This is a genomic window from Jiella avicenniae (genome assembly GCF_021390325.1).
GTDB classification, from domain to species: domain Bacteria; phylum Pseudomonadota; class Alphaproteobacteria; order Rhizobiales; family Rhizobiaceae; genus Jiella; species Jiella avicenniae.
In genome coordinates, this window is sequence record NZ_JAJUWU010000004.1 from 342,874 (window position 1) to 361,046 (window position 18,173).

Genomic DNA, 18,173 nt, shown 5'->3' on the forward strand with positions numbered 1-18,173 from the left:
GCGCCGGCTATTTTGCCGGCGAGGGTGCGTCGTCCGTGGCATCGGGGGCTTCGTCGACGCCGGAGCCGTCCGCCGGGCCGCGACGCCGCTCGCGGTTCTGCCACGGGAAGGCGATGCCCGGCCTGTCGGCACGCGCGATCGGGCCCTCCTGCGAGCGTTCGGTCTCCCGGCCCCAGAGCTTGCCCCTGCGGCCCTCGGCGATGCGCTCGAAGAAGGCGAAGAGCGACGGGACGATGAGGATGCCGACGAAGGTCGCGGCCACCATTCCGCCGATCGCGGCCCAACCGATGGCATTGCGCGAGGCGGCGCCCGCCCCCGATGCGGTGACCAGCGGGATGAGGCCGAGGACGAAGGCCAGCGCCGTCATCATCACCGCCCGGTAGCGCTGTCGGCCGCCGAGGACCGCCGCCTCGGTGATCTCCATGCCGTCCCGTTCCCGCCGCTCCTTGGAGAACTCGACGATCAGGATGGCGTTCTTCGCGGCCAGCCCGATCAGCATCACCATGCCGATCTGCGAATAGACGTTGGACGACTGGCCGAAGACGAGAAGGGCGGTTGTCGCGCCGGCCGCCGCGACGCCGATCGACAGCATCACCGCAAGCGGCTGCAGCCAGCTCTCATATTGGGCGACGAGGAAGAGATAGGCGAAGACGAAGGCGAGGGCGAAGACGAGATAGGTCACCGATCCGGCCTGCCGCTCCTGATAGGACGTTCCGGAGAAGGCATAGGTGTAACCCTCCGGCAGCGTCTCGTCGGCGACCTCCTGCAGCGCCGTCAGCGCCGCGCCGGAGGAATAGCCCGCCGCCGCGTTGCCGGTGATCTCCGGCGCGGTGAAGAGATTGTAGCGCGGCAGCGTATAGGGTCCGAAGGTCGTCGAGACGTTCACCACGGTGCTCAGCGGCACCATCTCCCCGCGAGCGTTCTTGGCATGAAGATCGGCGATGTCGCCCGGCGCGGCCCTTGCCGGAGCGTCCGCCTGGATGCGCACCTGATAGACCCGGCCCTGATAGAGGAACTGGTTGACGTAGTTCTCGCCCATCGCCGAGCCGATGGTGTCGTAGATGTCGGAGACCGACAGGCCGAGCGTCTCGGCGCGGTCGCGGTCGATGGAGACGTAGAGCCGCGGCACGTCGGTGGAGAAGGTGGTTCGCGCGCCGGAGATTTCCGGCCGCTGGTTGGCGGCACTGACGAAGGAGCGCGCCACGGCGGCGACTTCGGCCGGATCCTGGCCTTTCTGCGCGAGGAGCTCGAAGGTGAAGCCGCCGACCGAGCCGAGACCGGGGATCGGCGGCGGCGGAAAGGCGGCGACCGTGACGCCGGGGATCTGCGAGAACTCGGCGTTCAACTGCCCGAGCGTCTCGAAAACGCTCTTGCGCTCGCCCCAGGGCTTCAACGTGATGATGCCGAGGCCGCCGGACGAGATCCGCGCCGAGTTGAGGATCGAGAAGCCGGGGACCAGCACATACGCATTGACGCCCTCGGTCCGCTTGATGATCTCGCCGACTTCCAGCATCGCTTCGGTGGTCCGCTGCAGCGATGCTCCCGAGGGCAGCGAGACGTCGAACAGGATCGCGCCCTGGTCCTCGTCGGGCAACAGCGTCGAGGACAGGCTGGTGAAGCTCAGGGCCGCGATGCCGATCGCGACCATCAGTCCGAGGAGCGCCAGCGCCACGCGACGGACGAGGAAGCCGACGACGCCGGCATAGCCGTTGCGCGCTTTGGTGAGGCCCCAGTTGAAGGCGCGCAGCGGCCCCCAGGCGCGCGTCGGCGGGCGCATCAGGATGGCGCAGAGCGCCGGCGTCAGGGTCAGCGCGACGAGGGAGGACAGGAGGATCGAGGCCGACAGGGCGATGCCGAACTGGCGGTAGAGCTGGCCGGTGAGGCCAGGCAGGAAGGTCGTCGGCACGAACACCGCGAGCAGCACCAGCGTCGTCGAGATGATCGGTCCGGTGATCTCCCCCATGGCGACATGCGTCGCCTCGACCCGGTCGATGCCGCGCTCGGTCATGTTGCGCTGGACGTTCTCGACCACCAGGATCGCGTCGTCGACGACGAGGCCGATCGCCAGGATCAACGCCAGCAGCGTGATGACGTTGATGGTGAAGCCGATGACGAGGAGGATCGCGAAGGTCCCGATCAGCGACACCGGGATCGCCAGAGCCGGGATCAGCGTCGATCGCCAGTCCTGCAGGAAGACGAAGACCACGACGACGATGATCAGCGCGGTGACTGCGAGGGTGAAGATGATCTCCTCGATCGTCGCCGAGACGAAGGTCGTGGAGTCGTAGATGACCTGGTACTGCAGGCCCTCCGGAAAGCCGGGCTTCAGCTGCTCCAGTTCGGCCTTCACCGCCGAGACGGTCTCGATGGCATTGGCGCCGGGCGACTGGTTCACCTGGATCGTCTGGCCGGGCTTGTCGCCGACGAAGGTATTGACCGCATAGCTCTGGGCCCCGAGCTCGACCCGCGCGACGTCGCGCACCCGCACGATGGCGCCGTTGTCGCCGGTCTTGACGACGATGTTGGCGAACTGCTCGGGCGAGGAGAGCTGGCCCTGGGACGTGATGGTGTAGACGGTCGCCTGGCCGTCCGGCGCGGGCGAAGCGCCGACCTGGCCGGTCGAGGCCGGCAGGTTCTCGGCCTGGATCGCAGCGGAGATGTCGCTCGCCGACACGTCGAGCGCCGCCATCTTCCGCGGGTCGGTCCAGATCCGCATCGCGTAGTCCGACGGGCCGAGGACCTGCGCGTCGCCGACCCCCCGAATGCGCTGGATCGCCGGCACCACGTTGGTCGACAGGTAGGCGCCGGATTGAATCGGATCGAGATCGGGATTGGTCGAATAGAAGGCGACCGCGAGGAGGAAGTTCGGCGAGCGGGTGCGCACGGTCACGCCCTGGCGGGTCACCGCTTCCGGAAGCTGCGAGGTCGCCAGCTGTACCCGGTTGGAAACGTTCACCTGGGCGATGTCGGGATCGGTGCCGATGTCGAAGGTGATCGACAGCGAATAGTTGCCGGAATCCGTCGAGGTCGAGGACATGTAGGTCATGTTCTCGACGCCGTTGATGGCGCGCTCGAGCGGCGCGCCGACGGCTTCGGCGAGGACGGTGGAGTCGGCGCCCGGATAGCTCGCCGAGACGCTGACGGTGGGCGGCGTGATGTTCGGATATTGCTGGATCGGCAGCGTGAAGATCGCCAGCAGTCCGGCAAGGACGATGACGACCGAGACCACGCCGGCAAGGCGCGGGCGGCGGATGAAGATGTCGGAGATCACTCTGTCGCACCTCCGCCGCCGCTGCCGCCTTCGGCCGCGCCACCCGAGTCCGCCGCCTCGCCCCCTGCCGCTTCACCGCTTCGTGGCGTGCCGCCGCCAGCCGGTGCCGCCTCCGGTTGGGCATTGCCGTTTCCGGCCTGCGCACTCGCCGGCCGCGGCGAAACCTTCTGGCCCTCCTTCAGCGTCGCCGCGCCCCGCACCACGACGTTCTCGCCGCCGCTCAGCCCCTCCGTCACCGCGACTTCGCCGGGATCGAGCGTGCCGTCCGAGCCATCGGCGGCGACGGTGATCATCCGACGTTCGATCGTGTCGTCGTCCTTGACGATCAGGACGGAGCGGCCCTCGCGGGAGAGTTGCACCGCCGTCTGCGGGATCACCGGCAGCCGCGGCGGGGCCTTCTGCGTCGTCACCAGCGTGACGTTCTCGTTCGGCAGGAGATAGCCTTCCGGATTGGGAAAGCGGATCCGCGTCTCGATCGTGCCCGTGGTGGCGCTGACCGTGTTGTCGACGAAGTCGAAGGCGCCGGTCGGCCGATAGTTCGAGCCGTTCGGCAGGACCAGCGACAGGACGAAGTCTTCCGCCTCCTGTGCGGAAGAGGCAACCTCCTCGCCTTCGCCGCCGACTTCCTCGGCCCCGGCCGGCGGGCCCGACGAACCGGCCGCGGCGGAGCCGTCGGCGGAGGGGGCCTCGGCGGTTTGCGGGTCGTCGGAGCCGGCATCGGCCGGCTCGGCCGTGTCGGCTGCGGTGGCTGCCGCCTGCCGGCCTTCCGGCCCGTTCTGCTCGGGATCGTCGCCGGTGGCATTGCCGCCGGAGTTCCCGCCGGCATTCGTCCGATCGCCCGACGCTTCGGCGTCGGCCCCTCCTGCGGGCTGCGCTTCGACCGGCGGCGGCTCGGAACTGCCGATGCCGAGTTTCTTCCAATTGATCAACTGGCCTTCGCCGATCGGGAAGACGCCCCAGATCGGATCCATCTGGATGAGATTGGCGAGGGCGCCGCTGCCGTTCGACACGTAATTGCCGGCGGTGATCAGCGGTGCGGAAATCGTCCCGTCGATCGGCGCGACGATCCGGGTGTAGCCGAGGTTCAGCTCGGCCTGCTGCACCGCCGCCTCGGCCTGGAGCTGGGTTGCCTGGGCGGATTCGAAGGCCGCCTGCGCGTCGTCGAGGGTCGACTGGCTGACGGTGCCGCTCTGGGCCAGTTCCTTGCTGCGCGCCAGGCTGCGCCCGGCCTGGTTCAGCTGCGCCTGGGCGCCCGAGAGCTGCGCTCTCGCCGAGGCGAGCGCGGCATCGTACTGGGCCGTCTCGATCTGGAAGAGAAGGTCGCCCTTCCGGACGGTCTCGCCCCCCTTGAAGGCGACGGTGTCGAGATAGCCCTCGACGCGGGCCTGGATCGAGACCTGCTGGATCGCCGCGATCCGGCCGATGAATTCGAACCGGTCGCCGACCGGCTTCACCGTCGCCGTCTGGGTGATCACCGCCGGCGGCGGCTGGTTGCCGGCCTGCTGGGTGCCGCCCGGCCCGGAGCCGCCGGACCCGTCGTCGTCGCTGGAGCCGAGAAAGGAGAGGAAGTCCGGCAGTTCGATCTTTCCGATCAGCGGCAGGTCGAGCGTCGATCCGGCGCTCTGCTCCTGGCCGCCCTGGCCGCCTTCTTCGGATTGCGCCAGCGCCGGGCTGCCCGTCAGGCAGAAGACGCCCAGCGTCGCAGCCAGAAGGGCGGCTGACGACAACCAACCGGGCGCGATGTTTCGTGTCATCCGGAATTCCAAGTCTCTGCCGATCGACATCCCGACCGGTTGCGGTTTTCGGCTTGCCTGGCGGATATATGGCGACGGCCCGAGAACCCAACCCGTCGACGGTTCACGGGAGCGTGGGCCGATCGGTCGGCGGCGACGGATCGATCCGGAAAAGACGTGGAGGCACCTGCCGCATCGCCGGCCGCAAGGCGGAGGAAAGCTCGCGCCGCCGCCCTTGGCGCCGGGTGACCCGGCGCGATTTCGCCGCGAGATCGACGCTTGGCCGTCGATGTCGGGCCTCTGCTCGCCGGCGTCCCGCCCCCCCCCCGACTCAGGCGGCGACGGCAGCGAGCGTGACGGTGGCGAAGCGCTCGAGCAGCAGCGCTTCCGCCGCCTCGAAAGCATCGTCGAGGGCCGCGTTCACCGCCTGCTCGACCAGGCGGGCCGTATTTTCCCGGCGGTTGCCGACGGCAAAGAGCGCCGGCTCACCGAGCGCCGCGTTGACGTCCCGCAGCGTCACCCGGTCGAAGTCGCAGGCGATGGACCAGCCGCCGTTCGGCCCGCGCTCGGAGCGGACGAAGCCGGCGTCCCGGAGGCCCGCCATGGTCCGGCGGACGACGACGGGATCGGTCGACATGCAGGTGGCGAGGTCTTCCGACGTCATCGGCCTGCCTCGGGTCTCCATGTGCAGGAGCGCATGGAGGACGGAAGAGAGGCGGCTGTCGCGTTTCATGGAACTTCGATTATTACGATTTATACCGTCTTGCAGGACGGCCGCGCGTCGCCGGGCCGAGTGATGCTCGGAAGTGGTGCCGAAAACGGAAAAAGGGCTACCCCGCCGGGCAGCCCTTCTCTGCAAGCTCGGATCGCCGGACCTGTTCAGCCCGCTCCGACGTGTCGGGTTCAGAACTTGACGGTCAGCATCGCCTTCGCCGCGTGGCTGACGTCGATCGTGTCGGAAAAGCCCACCGAATAGGAGAGCGACCCGGCGACGTCGTCGGTGAAGGACGCTTCGGCGCCGGCGCCGAGCACGAAGCCCCGGCCGGAAAGGTCGTCGAAGGCGGCGAAGGAATTCTGCGACGGGCTGCCCGAAATCCGCGACACGATGCCCGCGTCGTCGCTGGTCAGATTGTCCTCGTAGCCGATCCGCCCGGTCAGCCTGGCCGGGCGGCCGAAGGCCTCGGTGGCATAGGCGAGATCGAGGTTGGCGGCGCCGAACAGCGCGTCGCGATCGTAGCCGTCGTACTGGATGCGGGCGGCAAGCCCCGACTCGGTGAAGTCGTCGACGTCGAAATGCAGATAGGTGAGGGACAGGCTCGGCGTCGCGGTGAGGTCGCCGAAGGCCATCGGATAGGCGATCTCCGCCCCGACGTCGTAGACCACCGCATTGGTGTCGGCGCCGCCATTGGCGACGCCGGGCAACAGCGTGACGCGCTCGATGTCGTTGAAGTCGGCATGGGCTACGCCGGCCGTCGCGCCGAGCTGGAAGCCGTGCATCATGGTCGCGGCGTAGAGATCGGCGGCGAAGGCCTGCGTGTCGTAGGTGATCGGCGAGTCGTCGACCGAGCCGTTGGAATAGCTGACGGAGCCGCCGACGAGGGCGTCGCCGAGGAAGGCGTCGTAGCCGAGGCGGACGGTGCCGACGCCGTAGTCGTAGCCATGCATGCCGTCGCCGTCGCCGCGGTCGTACCAGTTGCCGCCGAAGCTGGTGTGGAAACCGGCGGCCCCGGCGCCGCCGGCGAGCACCTTGCGCCCGCGCTCGAAGGCCGAGGAGGCGCCCTCGTAGCGATCGAGGATCGCGGTCTCGGACATCGAGCCGACATTCACCGCCTGCTCGCCTGCGGTCAGATAGTCGAGGACCAGCGCGGCGAGGAGTTGATGGCCGGCCGTGGTGGGGTGGACGTTGTCGAAGAAGAGGTACTGGTTCTGCTCGGCCTGGGTGCCGTTCAGGCAGCTCGCGACGAAGCGGCATCCGTCGGTGGCGTTGTCGAAGCCGAAGCGCTGCGGGTCGGCGATGACCGCGGAAAAGACGCGCTCGACGTCGACGAGATGGGTGTCGGTGCCGGGATTGGCCGCTGCCGAGGCGAAGACCGCCTGGCTCAGCGCCGCGTTGAAGGTGTCCGAAGCGAACGATCCGACGAACTGCGTGGTCGGCGAGCCGTTGAACTGCGGCGTCAGGCCGAGATCGGGCAGGTTGAGAACGACCACCGTCGGGGCGCCGATCTGAGAAAGGGTTCCGGCGGCCGTGCCGACGTTCTGGGCGGCAAGTGTCGCAGCCCCGGCGATGCTGGCCGGCGTTGCCGTCGGAAGCGCCGCAGCCTGGAAGATGTCGTTCGCCCCACCGAGAAGCGTCACGACGTCGTTGGCCGCGAAGGCGCCGTCCTGAGCCTGGAAGAAGCCGATCTGGTCAGGAATGCCCGGCGGCGACGCGCTCAGGTTGTCCGTCCGGGCGCCGCCGAAGGCATAGTTCTGGTTCGCGGTCGGATCGATGGGCACGCCGCCGAGAAAGGCTGCGCCGGCCGTCTGCATCGGTCCGTTCAGATATTCGGTGAAAACCTGGCCGTTCGAATAGTGGCCGTTGAAGTATGGCGGAGAAGCGGGGGTGGTCCCGGCCGTCGCAGCATAGAGATTGCCGTTGTCGCTCAGGCTGTCGCCGAACGAAACGACGGCGCCGATGTCCCGTGCCATGGCCGGCTGTGCCGCCAACGCGACGATGGTCGATGCGAAGAGGCCCTTCGCCAGACGAGTTTTCAGCATCGTTGATCCCCCCATACGATGCTGAAAACAAAAGCCTATCGAGTGCCGTTGACGCAAGCGTCAGATCGGCACTTCGACGCGGGGAGGAACGTCTTGGCCCCCGTCTGTCACCGAAAAGCCGCAAAGCCGGAGCGTGGCGCCGAGACGGACCCTGCGGATACGGGCGAGCCCGGCTCGTCTGTGGACGATCGGCGGAACCGGCGAATGCTCGCCCCTCGACGGAAAAAGGCCGCCCCGGAGGACGGCCTTTCGCAAGCGTCGTTCGATCCAGGGCGCCTCAGGCGTCGTGCATCGCGACGGCGGTGTCGTTCATGCGGTTCGAGAAGCCCCACTCGTTGTCGTACCAGGACATCACGCGCACCAGCGAGCCTTCCATGACCTTGGTCTGGTCCATGTGGAAGATCGAGGAATGCGCATCGTGGTTGAAGTCCGAAGAGACGTTCTTGTCGTCGGTGAAGCCGAGGATCCCCTTGAGCGGACCGGACGTGGCGGCGGCGCGGATCGCCTCCTGGATTTCCTTGACGCTGGTGTCGCGCTTGGGAACGAACTTGAAGTCCACCACCGAGACGTTGGGCGTCGGCACGCGGATCGCCACGCCGTCGAGGCGGCCGTTGAGTTCCGGCAGGACGAGGCCCACGGCTTTCGCCGCACCGGTCGAGGTCGGGATCATCGACAGAGCCGCGGCGCGGGCCCGGTAGAGATCCTTGTGCATGGTGTCGAGCGTCGGCTGGTCGCCGGTATAGGAGTGGATGGTCGTCATGAAGCCCTTGTCGATGCCGATGGCGTCGTTGAGGACCTTGGCGACCGGGGCGAGGCAGTTGGTCGTGCAGGAGGCGTTGGAGGCGATCCTGTCGTCGGCCGTCAGCGTCTGATGGTTGACGCCGAAGACGATGGTCTTCTCGGCTCCGGAGGCGTTCGACAGCGGACCGGAGATCAGCACCTTCTTGGCGCCGGCTTCCAGATGCGCTGCGGCCTTGGCCGGATCGGTGAAGATGCCGGTGCATTCCATCGCCACGTCGATGCCCATGTCGCCCCATGGCAGGGCCTTCGGATCGCGCTCGGCCGTCACCTTGATCTTGCCGCGGCCGACGTCGATCGTGTCGCCCTCGACGGTGACGGTGCCCGGGAAGCGGCCGTGGACGCTATCGTAGCGGATGAGATGGGCGTTGGTCTCCACCGGCCCGAGATCGTTGATCGCGACGACCTCGACGTCGGTGCGGCCGGACTCGACGATGGCGCGCAGGACGTTTCGTCCGATACGGCCGAAGCCGTTGATTGCAACGCGAACTGCCATGTTTGTTTCTCCCTGAAGGGTGCTCGGAGCCGGATTCGAAGCCGGGCTGTAGCCCCGCCGGACGGACGAATCAAGTTTGCGGCGCCGTCAGCTTTTCTCAAGGCCGGCATGAATTTTCCAACGGGGGCAGCGCGCCGCCCGCCGGTCGTCGGCGCTTCACGCGTCCTCGGGCGTGTCCTCTCCACCCAGCCGTTCCATCACGGCGTCGACCACCGCTTCGGCGGTGATGCCGAAATGCCGGTAGAGTTCCGGCGCCGGGCCGGAGGCGCCGAAGCCGTTCATGCCGACGAAATGCCCGTCGCGACCGATGAGCTCGTCCCAGCCCTGGCGGATCCCCGCCTCGATGGCGACCTTGAAGCTCGGGTCGTCGGTCAGCGCGCGGCGGTATTCGGCGGTCTGGCGGCGGAACAACTCGAAGGAGGGAACCGAGACGACGCGGGTGGGGATGCCGGCCCGCTCGAGTTCGGCCCTCGCCTCGACCGCGATCTCGACCTCCGAGCCGGTCGCGTAGATCGTCACCTTGGCCTCTCCCGACGCGGGATCGATCTCGTAGGCGCCGCGGGCGCTGCGGTTCTCGTCGTGCTCGTCGAGGCGAAGCGTCGGCAGGGCCTGACGCGACAGAGCGAGAATCGAGGGCGCCGCACGGTTCTGCAAGGCAAGCTGCCAGCATTCGGCGGTCTCGACCGGGTCGGCCGGCCGGAACACCAGGAGATTGGGAATGGCCCTGAGGGCGGCGAGCTGCTCGACCGGCTGGTGGGTCGGCCCGTCTTCGCCGAGACCGATCGAATCGTGGGTCATCACGTAGATCGCGCGAATGCCCATCAGGGCGGCGAGGCGAAGCGACGGCCGGCAATAGTCGGAGAAGGCGAGGAACGTCCCGGAATAGGGGATGATCCCGCCATGCAGCGCCATGCCGTTCATCGCCGCGGCCATGCCGTGCTCGCGGATGCCGTAATGGACGAAGCGGCCGGAGTAGTCGCCGGCGGTGATCGCCGCCATCTGGCTGGTGCGGGTGTTGTTCGATCCGGCGAGATCGGCCGAGCCGCCGATCGTTTCCAGGACGATGGCGTTGATCTCCTCGAGCGCCATTTCTGACGCCTTGCGACTGGCGACCGCCGGGCGCTCTTCGTTCATCCGGCGCTTGAACCGGTGCAGCGCCTGGACGAAGCCGCTCGGCAGGTCGCCGCGCATGCGCCGCTCGAACTCGCCGCGGGTTTCCGCGTCGACGGCGGCGAAGCGGGTTTCCCAGGCCTTGCGTCTGGCGCTCGATCTGAGGCCGGCGAGCCGCCACTGGTCGAGGATATCGGACGGGACCTCGAAGGGCGGATGGGGCCAGTCGAGCGCCTTGCGCGCGGCGGCGATCTCCTCGGCTCCCAGCGGCGAGCCATGGGCCTTTTCGGTGCCGCCCTTGTTCGGGGCACCGAAGCCGATCGTCGTCCTCGCCGCGATCAAGGTCGGCCGCTCGCTCGCCTTGGCCGTCTCGATGGCGCCGGCGATGGCGTCGTGGTCCTGGCCGTCGCAGGACAGCGCCTGCCAGCCGCAGGCTTCGAACCGTTGCAACTGGTCGGTGGAATCGGCGAGCGAGACCTTGCCGTCGATGGTGATGCCGTTGTCGTCCCACAGGAAGATCAGCTTGGAGAGCTTCAGGTGACCGGCGAGCGAAATCGCCTCCTGGCTGATCCCCTCCATCAGACAGCCGTCGCCGACGAGGGCGTAGGTGGTGTGATCGACGACGTCGTCGCCGAAGCGCGCATTGAGGATCCGCTCGGCGAGCGCCATGCCGACGGCGTTGCCTGCGCCCTGGCCGAGCGGCCCGGTGGTCGTCTCGATGCCGGCGGCGTGGCCGTATTCCGGATGACCGGCGGTCTTCGATCCGAGCTGGCGAAAGCGTTTGATCTCGTCGATGCCGATGTCGCGGTAGCCGAGCAGGTAGAGCAGGCTGTAGAGCAGCATCGAGCCGTGGCCGGCCGAAAAGACGAAGCGGTCGCGGTCCGGCCAGTCGGGTTTGGTGGGGTCGAAGGTGAGGAAGCGGGTGAACAGGACGGTGGCGATGTCGGCCGCCCCCATCGGCAGGCCGGGGTGCCCGGACCCGGCCGCTTCCACCGCGTCGGCCGAGAGGAACCTGATCGCGTTCGCCATCAGCTGGCGCATTGGCGTCGTCATCGCGAAGGACTCCCCGTCATGCCCCTTGGCAGGATCTGGCCGCCGGATGAGGGGCCGCCGAGACGCGCGGCTTCCATCATAAGCTCTCGGCCCTGTCAACGAAACCCTGGTCGCCGGAGGCCTCGGCGAAGGAGCCGCGCTTTCCTTGCCGGCCCCGAGCGGTTAAGAGCAGTAAGGCCCTTTCCGGCCCAACCGCACCGAAACTCCAAGGGAGCGCCGCCGTCCGGCGGGCGGGCCGCGATCCTTGGACAGCTCGTGATCTGTGGAGAGACCGTGGATGCCGCATGACGATCCGTTCGACGCAGCCAGGATGCGACTTCGCACGGCGCTCGAACGGTTGGAAGGAGCCGTCGACGCCCGCCTCGAACGCGAAGGCGCCTTGCGGAGCGTCGACGCCGAGGTGCAGCGCCAGACCGCCGACCGCGGCCGTCTCGCCCGTGAGCTCGACGCCGCGCTGGCGCGGGGCGAGCGTCTGGAACAGGCCAATCGCGAAGTCTCCAAACGCCTCGTCGACGCGATGGAGCGAGTCCGGAAGGTGCTCGACCAGCACAAGTAATTCAGCCGAGGTTGGACGACGGGCGGCCGTGACCTATCCGTTTCGTGGCAGGTGCGGAGTATGAGGGACGCTCGTCAGCCGCGATTCGAACGGGAACGAAGATGCCGCAGATTGTCGTCACCATCGACGGAAAGACCTATCGCATGGCCTGCGCCGAGGGCGAGGAGCAGCACCTCGAAACCCTCGCGGCCGACGTCGACGGCAAGATCGCCGAGCTGCGCGGTTCTTTCGGCCAGATCGGCGATCTGAGGCTGACCGTGATGGCGGCGATCATGGCGACCGATCAACTCCACGAGGCCCGCCGCCGGCTCGCCGAGCTTCAGGCGAGGCTCGATGCGGACGTGACCGCCCGTGCGGCCGGCGAAGCCGGTGAAGCGACGACCCGCGAGGAATTCGCCCGGACCCTCGATGAAACCGCCGCCAGCATCGAGCGTATCTCCGCAAAGCTTGCAGGCGGCCAATGAACGAACACGACATCGAATGCCCACCCCCGCCGGCGGAGCGCCGTGCGGATGGGCCAGTCAGCGTGGACAGGGCCGCGCATCGTCCCGGCCTTTTGATGCGGGTGGCCTTGTTCCTGTTCTGCGGTTTCTGCGGCCTCGCCCTTTCCGGCTGCGCCGCCGCGCTCAATGCCGTCACGCCCTCCGGCGACTACCGGCTTGTCTCCGATCTCGCCTATGCGCCCGGCGAGCGCCGCGTCCTCGATCTCTATCTGCCCAGGCACGTGACGGCGACCGCGCCGGTCGTCGTCTTCATCCATGGCGGAAGCTGGGATTCCGGCTCCAAGGACATCTATCCCTTCGTCGGCCAGTCGCTGGCGAGCGCCGGCATCGTCGTCGCGATCCCCAACTATCGGCTCTATCCGCAGACGAGGTTTCCAGGCTTCGTCGAGGACGCGGCGAAGGCCGTGGCTCACGTCGAGCGGCTGGTCGCGGACAGCCGCGAGGGCATCCCGAAAGGCCGGCACCCGCTGTTTCTAATGGGCCATTCGGCCGGCGCCGAGATCGCCGGCCTCCTGGCGACGGACGGGCGCTATCTCGCCGCGGCCGGTTCGTCGATCCGCCGGCTGTCAGGCTTCGTCGGCCTGTCCGGGCCCTACGACTTTCTGCCGCTGACCGAAGAGCGCTACAAGCGCATCTTCCCCAAGGCCGTGCGCCAGGCCAGCCAGCCGGTGAATTTCGTCTCCGGCGACGAGCCGCCGGCGCTGCTGATCACCGGTGATGCCGACACCACCGTCGATCCGAAGAACACCCGATCGCTGGCCGCCAGGCTGAAGGCGGCCGGCGTTGCGGTGACCGCCAAGATCTACCCCGGCATCGGCCATGTCGGCACGATTTCGTCCTTTTCGACGGTTCTGCCCCTCGGCGACCGGCGCATCCGCGACGAGGTGATCGGCTTCGTCGGGAGGCAGGCGAGGTAGGCCGAAGGGCGGGAAGAAGGCGCGGTCCGGCCGGCCGCGAGCCTTTCGCCTCACGGCCGGATCAGCACCTTCCCGCGGTTGAGACCCGACAGCGCCTCGCCGAGCTTCTCCCCGGCCTCGGCGAGGGAGAGCGTTTCGGCGACGTCGGTCTTCCAGGCGCCGGAGACGAAGCGCTCCTGAACCGCCTCGAAGGCTTCGCGGCGGGCGTCGGGGGTGGCGCTCGCCATCCATTCGCTCAGCCAGAAGCCCTCGATCCGCTTCTTCATGAAGACCATCTGGCCGAGGCTCGGCAGTGCCGGAGACTGCGGCGACAGCTTGCCGTAGATCACCCAGCGCGCGCCGGCCGGCATCGCCGCGAAGATGTCGGCGGAGCGTTGATCGGCGACGGCGTCGAGCAGAACGGTCGGTTGCACCTGGCGCATCGCCATCACCAGCATGTCCTCGAAGTCTTCCCGCTCGGTGTTGAGGACGGTGCCGACGCCGAGACCTTCCAGCACCCCGCGATGCGCCTCTCGGCGGACGGTGGCGACGGCGGCGAGATCCAGTTCCTTCGACAGGCGGGCCATCAACTTGCCGAGCTGGCTGGCCCCGGCGGTCATGACGAAGGCCTTCGCGCCGGCCTTCTTCACCAGGTCGAGCATCGCCCAGGCGGTCATCGGATTGACGATCAGGGCCGCCGCGTCCTCGTCGCGGAGCTTCGGGTGAAGCGGCACGACGGCGCGCGCGTCGGTCAAGGCGTATTCGGCCCAGACGCCGCTGCCGCCGCGGCTCACGGAGACGGCGACGCGCTGGCCGATCAGCTTGCGGGCCGCCTCGTCCTCGCCGCTCGCCACGATCTCCCCCATGCCTTCGAAGCCGGCGGGCGCCCCCTTCTTCCGCGGCTGGCCGTATTCGCCCTTGATGTAGTGGAGGTCGGACGGATTGACGTTGGCGAGCCCCACCTTGACCAGCACCTGGCTGCCCGAAGGTTTCGGCACCGCGATCTGCGAAAGCTCGCACCAGTCCGACAGCCGCTCGACGGTAGGGCCTTCGGAGGTTCCGGAATAGCCGTCGTATCGGACGGTCAACGCTTTCATGGTTGCGGGAATCTCGGGCATGGTCGCCGCCTTTTCCAAATGTCGTTTTGGCCGCTGCCATCACCGGTTGATCGGCCGGCTGCCGATCCGGCGCGGCTTCGTCGGCGATATCGGGCGCATCGCGATTGGTGCCAAGGGGGTGAGGCGCCCCGGTTGCGGCGCCGCTCGCTCGAGGCTGCCTCCGGCCGGAATCTGCAGCGCGGATGCCATGTGGCTACGAGGCGGCGCCTCGCCTCGGCGACCCCCGGCTGTGACACGCTCGGTCCACCAGCGGGTGTGAACGGTCATCAAAAATCGATTCTCTGAATTGACAGATGAAGTGAGTAAAAATGTCTGAAAATTTCGCTCTCTTTCCTGACTGAAAAATATCCGTAATCTATTTCGGTAGAATGAGGACTTGGAGCGGATCGTGCAGCCATGGATTATGGCCCGATGAAAGATGGCGCAACATTCGGCGAGCCGTCGCTCGAACGGTCTCGCGCGGCGAAGGGCAAGTCCTGGTTCCAGGCGCTCGGCATCGTCGAAGAACTGCGGTCCATCGATTATCCGATACCCCGCATCTTCGTCGACGTTTCGGGGACGACGCTGGGTCTCGTCGGTCTCTACGGTCTGGTTCACGTCGCCCGGAACGGTTGCGTCGATGTGGCCTTCAGGGCGAGCGGTTCGAGCTGCATGACGGCGAGCGAGAACCCGTTTCTCTACCTCCTGGCGATCTGCGGCATGGGGGTTGCCATGGGTGCCCTGCTGTTCGTTTTCTTTCGCGCCGATCCCTGACGTTCGACGCGCCGATCCAAGGAACCCGGCGAAGCTCGCAGGCGGTCGCCGAAGCCGTCGTCGGACGGCAGGCGGAACTCGAAGCGGCGGGCGCCGCCATGCGCGAACGTCTCGGGGAGCGCTTCACCACGACCGAGATCTACGAGGCCTTCGACCGCCTCGATCGCGAGACGTCGCCGGAAGTCGCGGCACAGTGAGGCGAGGCGCCGGCGGTTCGCGGCACCCACCGTCGCCACCGATCGCCGACAAGGCGCCACCCATGTCGGTCGAGGCGGAGCAACGCGCGTCATCGCAGCGTCGGAAGCATCGCAGAGGAGGAGAAAGGGCGGGCCGGACGCAACGCGCCGGCGTCGATCAGCGCTGCGCCTTGCGGGCCTTGCGAGCGGCATAGCGCTCGTCCCTGGCGGCCTTGCGGGCAGCTTCGTCCTCGACCATCCGGCTGATCAGCTTGTTTTCCTCGGCCTGTTTCGCGGCCTTTTCGGCTTCCTCGCGCTCGGCGTTTTCGCGCGCGACCTTCTCGGCCTCGGCGCGCTTGGCGGCCTCGCGCTCTTCGCGCGCTGCGACGATGGCGGCGCGTTCGGCGCGGCGGGCTTCTGCGGCCGGGTCGTTCTGCTTGGCTTTCACCTTTTCGAGGAGCGCAGCCTTGGCATCCCTTGCCGCCGCGCGCCGCTCGACGAAATCCGCATCCTTGCTCTTCAAGCTTGTCTTGCCCATCGTGTCTGGAGGAGGCCGGAATCTTGCCGGCAATCGTCTCTCGCCTACGCGCTCGAAGCCGCCGCATCAAGCCGGCAGAGGGGTCGTATCAAGAAGAATTGCGCCGAAGCTGGCGTGAAATCGCCAGGCGCGGGCGGTCGACCTTTCCGACGACCGAAGGGCTCAGGCCGCGAGGTTCAGCTCTCTGGCGATCGCCTCGATGAGGGCCGTGTCGTCCCCCGCCATGCCGTCCATCGAAGCCATGCGCGCCATGACGATGGCCGCGATCCTCTCTTCCACCGTGCCTTCCGCATAAGTGTAGTAGATGACGGCCCGCTGCCCGTCGCGGTGGCAGCGCCCTTCGATCTGCTGGAGCTGGATCGCGCTGTGGCGCATGTCGTGGACGACCAGCGACCGTTCCCGGTCGCCGCCCGGCATTTCGCCCCGATGCAGCGAGATCGACTCCGTCACCGTGAAGACCACCGCGTCGAGACGGCCGGTCTGGAAGGCGGCGCGCGTTGCCTCGTTGGCCTCGCCCGACTGGTCGCCGTTGATCTCGCCGACGCTCCAGCCCTGGCCTCTGAGGCCGTCGGCCAGCATCGCGCCGGTCTCGAGAAAGGCGACGGAGACCGCCACCTGCTGGCCGTTGCCGAGGAGATCGCCGGCGAAGTCGGCCGTGCCCTTCACCCGGATCAGACTGGCCTTCTGGCGAAAGCGCAGGTCGGCCGCCCACCCCGTCGGCCGCCGGGTCGATCCGCCGGCGAGGCCGATCTCCCGGCGGAACTCCCGCCAGGTCGCCTCGTAGAGCCGTTCGGACGCGGCATCGAGTGCCGTCGGTGCCAGGTCGCGCTGCACTTCGGGCCAGCCGGATATCTGTTCCGGCCGCCGGCGCATGCCGATCGCATCGGCGCCTTTGTAGAGAAGCTGAGACATCACCCGCCGGTCGGCTTCGTTCGGCTCCCAATTCCAGTTCTTCCAGCGCCCCTTGGCGCGGCCGATCTTGAGGCGCTTCATCAGCGCGCGGAACTCGTCCATGTCGCCGGTCGAGCCGCCCGTCGCAACGGCGAGGAGCCGGCCGAGATAGGACAATTCGTGCGGCGACTGGCCGGCGGTGGCGCTCATGTAAATCGTGAAGTCGGCGGCCGCCGCGAGATGGCGACAGACCTGGCCCTGCTGTGAGGCGGGGTTGCGGATGCGATGGCTTTCGTCGACGACGACCAGCGGCCAGCGCCGCTTCAGCGTCCCGAGCTTGGCGAGTTCGTTGTTCTTCGCCCGCGTCGAGCGCCGGTTGCTGGCAGGAGGCGGCGCCATCAGCGACTTGGTGCGCTCGAAATTGACGATGGCGACCTTCTTGCCGGTGGCCGGAGAGCCGGCGATGGTGCGCCGCCACTGCGGGATCGCGCCCTTCGGGCAGACGATCAGCACTTCGTCGTCCGCCATCTCACTGATGGCGCTCCAGGCCGACAGCGTCTTTCCGAGGCCCGTGAGGTCGCCCAGCAGGAAGCCCGGCCGCCCGCGCCGCCGCGCCGCGAGGATCGCCTCGCGCGCCTCGACTTGGTGGGGGCGGGGGTGGAAGACGGGTGCTGCGGCGTGGGCAAGTTCTGTGGGGGACAAGGCTTTCCTCAGCGAATGGCGATTCGACAGTCGACACATACCGAGTGTCTGGCGGCAGAGTGGAATGCGGTCCCGGTTTCCCGTCTCTCACCACGCGCCGTGACCGGGTATCGCCGTCTAGGCCCAGGGGTTCAGGATCGGCAAGCCGTCGATCGTCTCGAAGTCGGCGACGTTGCGGGTTACCAGTGTGAGCCCATGGACGAGGGCCGTTGCCGCGATGAGGGCATCATTGGTCGGACGGCGATCTGGCACATGGAGGGCCGCGCAACGGAGGACCACCCGTTCCGTCACCGGCAGGATCTGAGCCTCGTCGAGCTCCACGCGTCGAGATCGTAGCCATTGCCGAAGTTCGGCACCCTGGCGAGGATCGCGGCGCTCCATGGATCGCACACCGATCTCCAGCTCCATGAGCGTGATGACGGAAACATATGTGGTGCGAAGTGGTAACGACCTCATGATACCGGTGACGCGATCAGTGAGAGTCCACGGCTTGCGCGCTGCCGAAATCACGTTGGTGTCGAGGAGATACATCGCCGCGCTCAATCGAAGTCGACTTCGCGCGGCAGGCTCTTGTCTCTCGGCGGATCGAAGTCGAAGTCCGCTTCCGGCCGCCTGTCGGCGAAAAAATCGAGCGCCGAAAGGCGATTTCCCCTCAGCCGCTCATACTCCGCATAGCTCATCAGCACATGGGTTGGGCGGCCGCGGTCGGTGACGACGACCGGGCCCTCCTCGGCGGCCCGCTTGGCGGCCGAGAGCTTCTGGTTGAACATCCGCGCGTTCATCTTATGTTCGTGAAACGTCATCGATCCGCTCCGATGTAGT

The 18,173-nt window shown here is 67.7% G+C and carries 15 protein-coding genes; 4 read left to right on the forward strand and 11 right to left on the reverse strand.

Features of this window, described 5'->3' with window-relative positions; translation table 11 throughout:
* Positions 1–7 precede the first annotated feature (7 nt).
* The 6 genes from LZD57_RS06040 to tkt form a co-directional block, all read right to left on the reverse strand.
* The gene (locus LZD57_RS06040; protein WP_233718498.1) at positions 8–3,271 is read right to left on the reverse strand and encodes an efflux RND transporter permease subunit; all 3,264 of its coding nucleotides are present in this window, start codon (positions 3,269–3,271) and stop codon (positions 8–10) included.
* Complete coding sequence (locus LZD57_RS06045; RefSeq protein WP_233718499.1) at positions 3,268–5,025, reverse strand: efflux RND transporter periplasmic adaptor subunit; 1,758 nt, start codon at positions 5,023–5,025, stop codon at positions 3,268–3,270. The genes LZD57_RS06040 and LZD57_RS06045 overlap by 4 nt, the downstream gene beginning before the upstream one ends.
* Before the next feature lie 310 nt (positions 5,026–5,335).
* Positions 5,336–5,737, reverse strand: coding sequence for an Rrf2 family transcriptional regulator (locus LZD57_RS06050; RefSeq protein ID WP_233718501.1), 402 nt, complete (start codon positions 5,735–5,737; stop codon positions 5,336–5,338).
* Positions 5,738–5,907: 170 nt separating this feature from the next.
* Positions 5,908–7,761, reverse strand: coding sequence for an autotransporter domain-containing protein (locus tag LZD57_RS06055; RefSeq protein ID WP_233718503.1), 1,854 nt, complete (start codon positions 7,759–7,761; stop codon positions 5,908–5,910).
* Between the two features lie 277 nt (positions 7,762–8,038).
* Positions 8,039–9,055 carry a type I glyceraldehyde-3-phosphate dehydrogenase gene (gap, locus tag LZD57_RS06060; RefSeq protein ID WP_233718505.1) on the reverse strand — a complete coding sequence of 339 codons (1,017 nt, stop codon included), beginning with the start codon at positions 9,053–9,055 and terminating at the stop codon, positions 8,039–8,041.
* A gap of 156 nt (positions 9,056–9,211) precedes the next feature.
* Complete coding sequence (tkt, locus tag LZD57_RS06065) at positions 9,212–11,218, reverse strand: transketolase (RefSeq protein ID WP_233718506.1); 2,007 nt, start codon at positions 11,216–11,218, stop codon at positions 9,212–9,214.
* Between the two features lie 277 nt (positions 11,219–11,495).
* Here tkt and LZD57_RS06070 point away from each other — a divergent pair, with 277 nt between their 5' ends.
* The 3 genes from LZD57_RS06070 to LZD57_RS06080 all read left to right on the forward strand — a co-directional run bounded on the left by LZD57_RS06070 (position 11,496) and on the right by LZD57_RS06080 (position 13,194).
* Positions 11,496–11,774 (forward strand): DUF4164 domain-containing protein, encoded by a 279-nt coding sequence (locus LZD57_RS06070; RefSeq protein ID WP_233718508.1) that lies wholly within the window; start codon positions 11,496–11,498, stop codon positions 11,772–11,774.
* Positions 11,775–11,875: 101 nt separating this feature from the next.
* Positions 11,876–12,238 carry a cell division protein ZapA gene (locus tag LZD57_RS06075; RefSeq protein ID WP_233718510.1) on the forward strand — a complete coding sequence of 121 codons (363 nt, stop codon included), beginning with the start codon at positions 11,876–11,878 and terminating at the stop codon, positions 12,236–12,238.
* 62 nt (positions 12,239–12,300) lie between these two features.
* On the forward strand, positions 12,301–13,194 hold the full coding sequence (locus LZD57_RS06080; RefSeq protein ID WP_233718512.1) for an alpha/beta hydrolase: 894 nt from the start codon (positions 12,301–12,303) through the stop codon (positions 13,192–13,194).
* Between the two features lie 50 nt (positions 13,195–13,244).
* On the opposite strand, the gene LZD57_RS06085 is transcribed toward LZD57_RS06080, so the two are convergent.
* Positions 13,245–14,291: an alcohol dehydrogenase catalytic domain-containing protein gene (locus LZD57_RS06085; protein ID WP_233718514.1), complete on the reverse strand. Its 1,047-nt coding sequence runs from the start codon at positions 14,289–14,291 to the stop codon at positions 13,245–13,247.
* A gap of 411 nt (positions 14,292–14,702) precedes the next feature.
* Here LZD57_RS06085 and LZD57_RS06090 point away from each other — a divergent pair, with 411 nt between their 5' ends.
* Positions 14,703–15,044, forward strand: a complete 342-nt coding sequence (locus tag LZD57_RS06090) for a hypothetical protein (RefSeq protein WP_233718515.1) — start codon at positions 14,703–14,705, stop codon at positions 15,042–15,044.
* Between the two features lie 354 nt (positions 15,045–15,398).
* Here LZD57_RS06090 and LZD57_RS06095 read toward each other — a convergent pair whose 3' ends face one another.
* The 4 genes from LZD57_RS06095 to LZD57_RS06110 all read right to left on the reverse strand — a co-directional run bounded on the left by LZD57_RS06095 (position 15,399) and on the right by LZD57_RS06110 (position 18,154).
* Positions 15,399–15,743 (reverse strand): DUF6481 family protein, encoded by a 345-nt coding sequence (locus tag LZD57_RS06095; RefSeq protein WP_233718517.1) that lies wholly within the window; start codon positions 15,741–15,743, stop codon positions 15,399–15,401.
* A gap of 177 nt (positions 15,744–15,920) precedes the next feature.
* A complete protein-coding gene (locus LZD57_RS06100; protein ID WP_233718519.1) occupies positions 15,921–17,351 on the reverse strand; it encodes an SNF2-related protein in 1,431 nt (476 codons plus the stop codon).
* Between the two features lie 117 nt (positions 17,352–17,468).
* The gene (locus LZD57_RS06105; protein WP_233718520.1) at positions 17,469–17,882 is read right to left on the reverse strand and encodes a type II toxin-antitoxin system VapC family toxin; all 414 of its coding nucleotides are present in this window, start codon (positions 17,880–17,882) and stop codon (positions 17,469–17,471) included.
* An 8-nt stretch (positions 17,883–17,890) separates the two neighbouring features.
* Complete coding sequence (locus LZD57_RS06110) at positions 17,891–18,154, reverse strand: type II toxin-antitoxin system Phd/YefM family antitoxin (RefSeq protein WP_233718521.1); 264 nt, start codon at positions 18,152–18,154, stop codon at positions 17,891–17,893.
* Between the last annotated feature and the right edge of the window lie 19 nt (positions 18,155–18,173).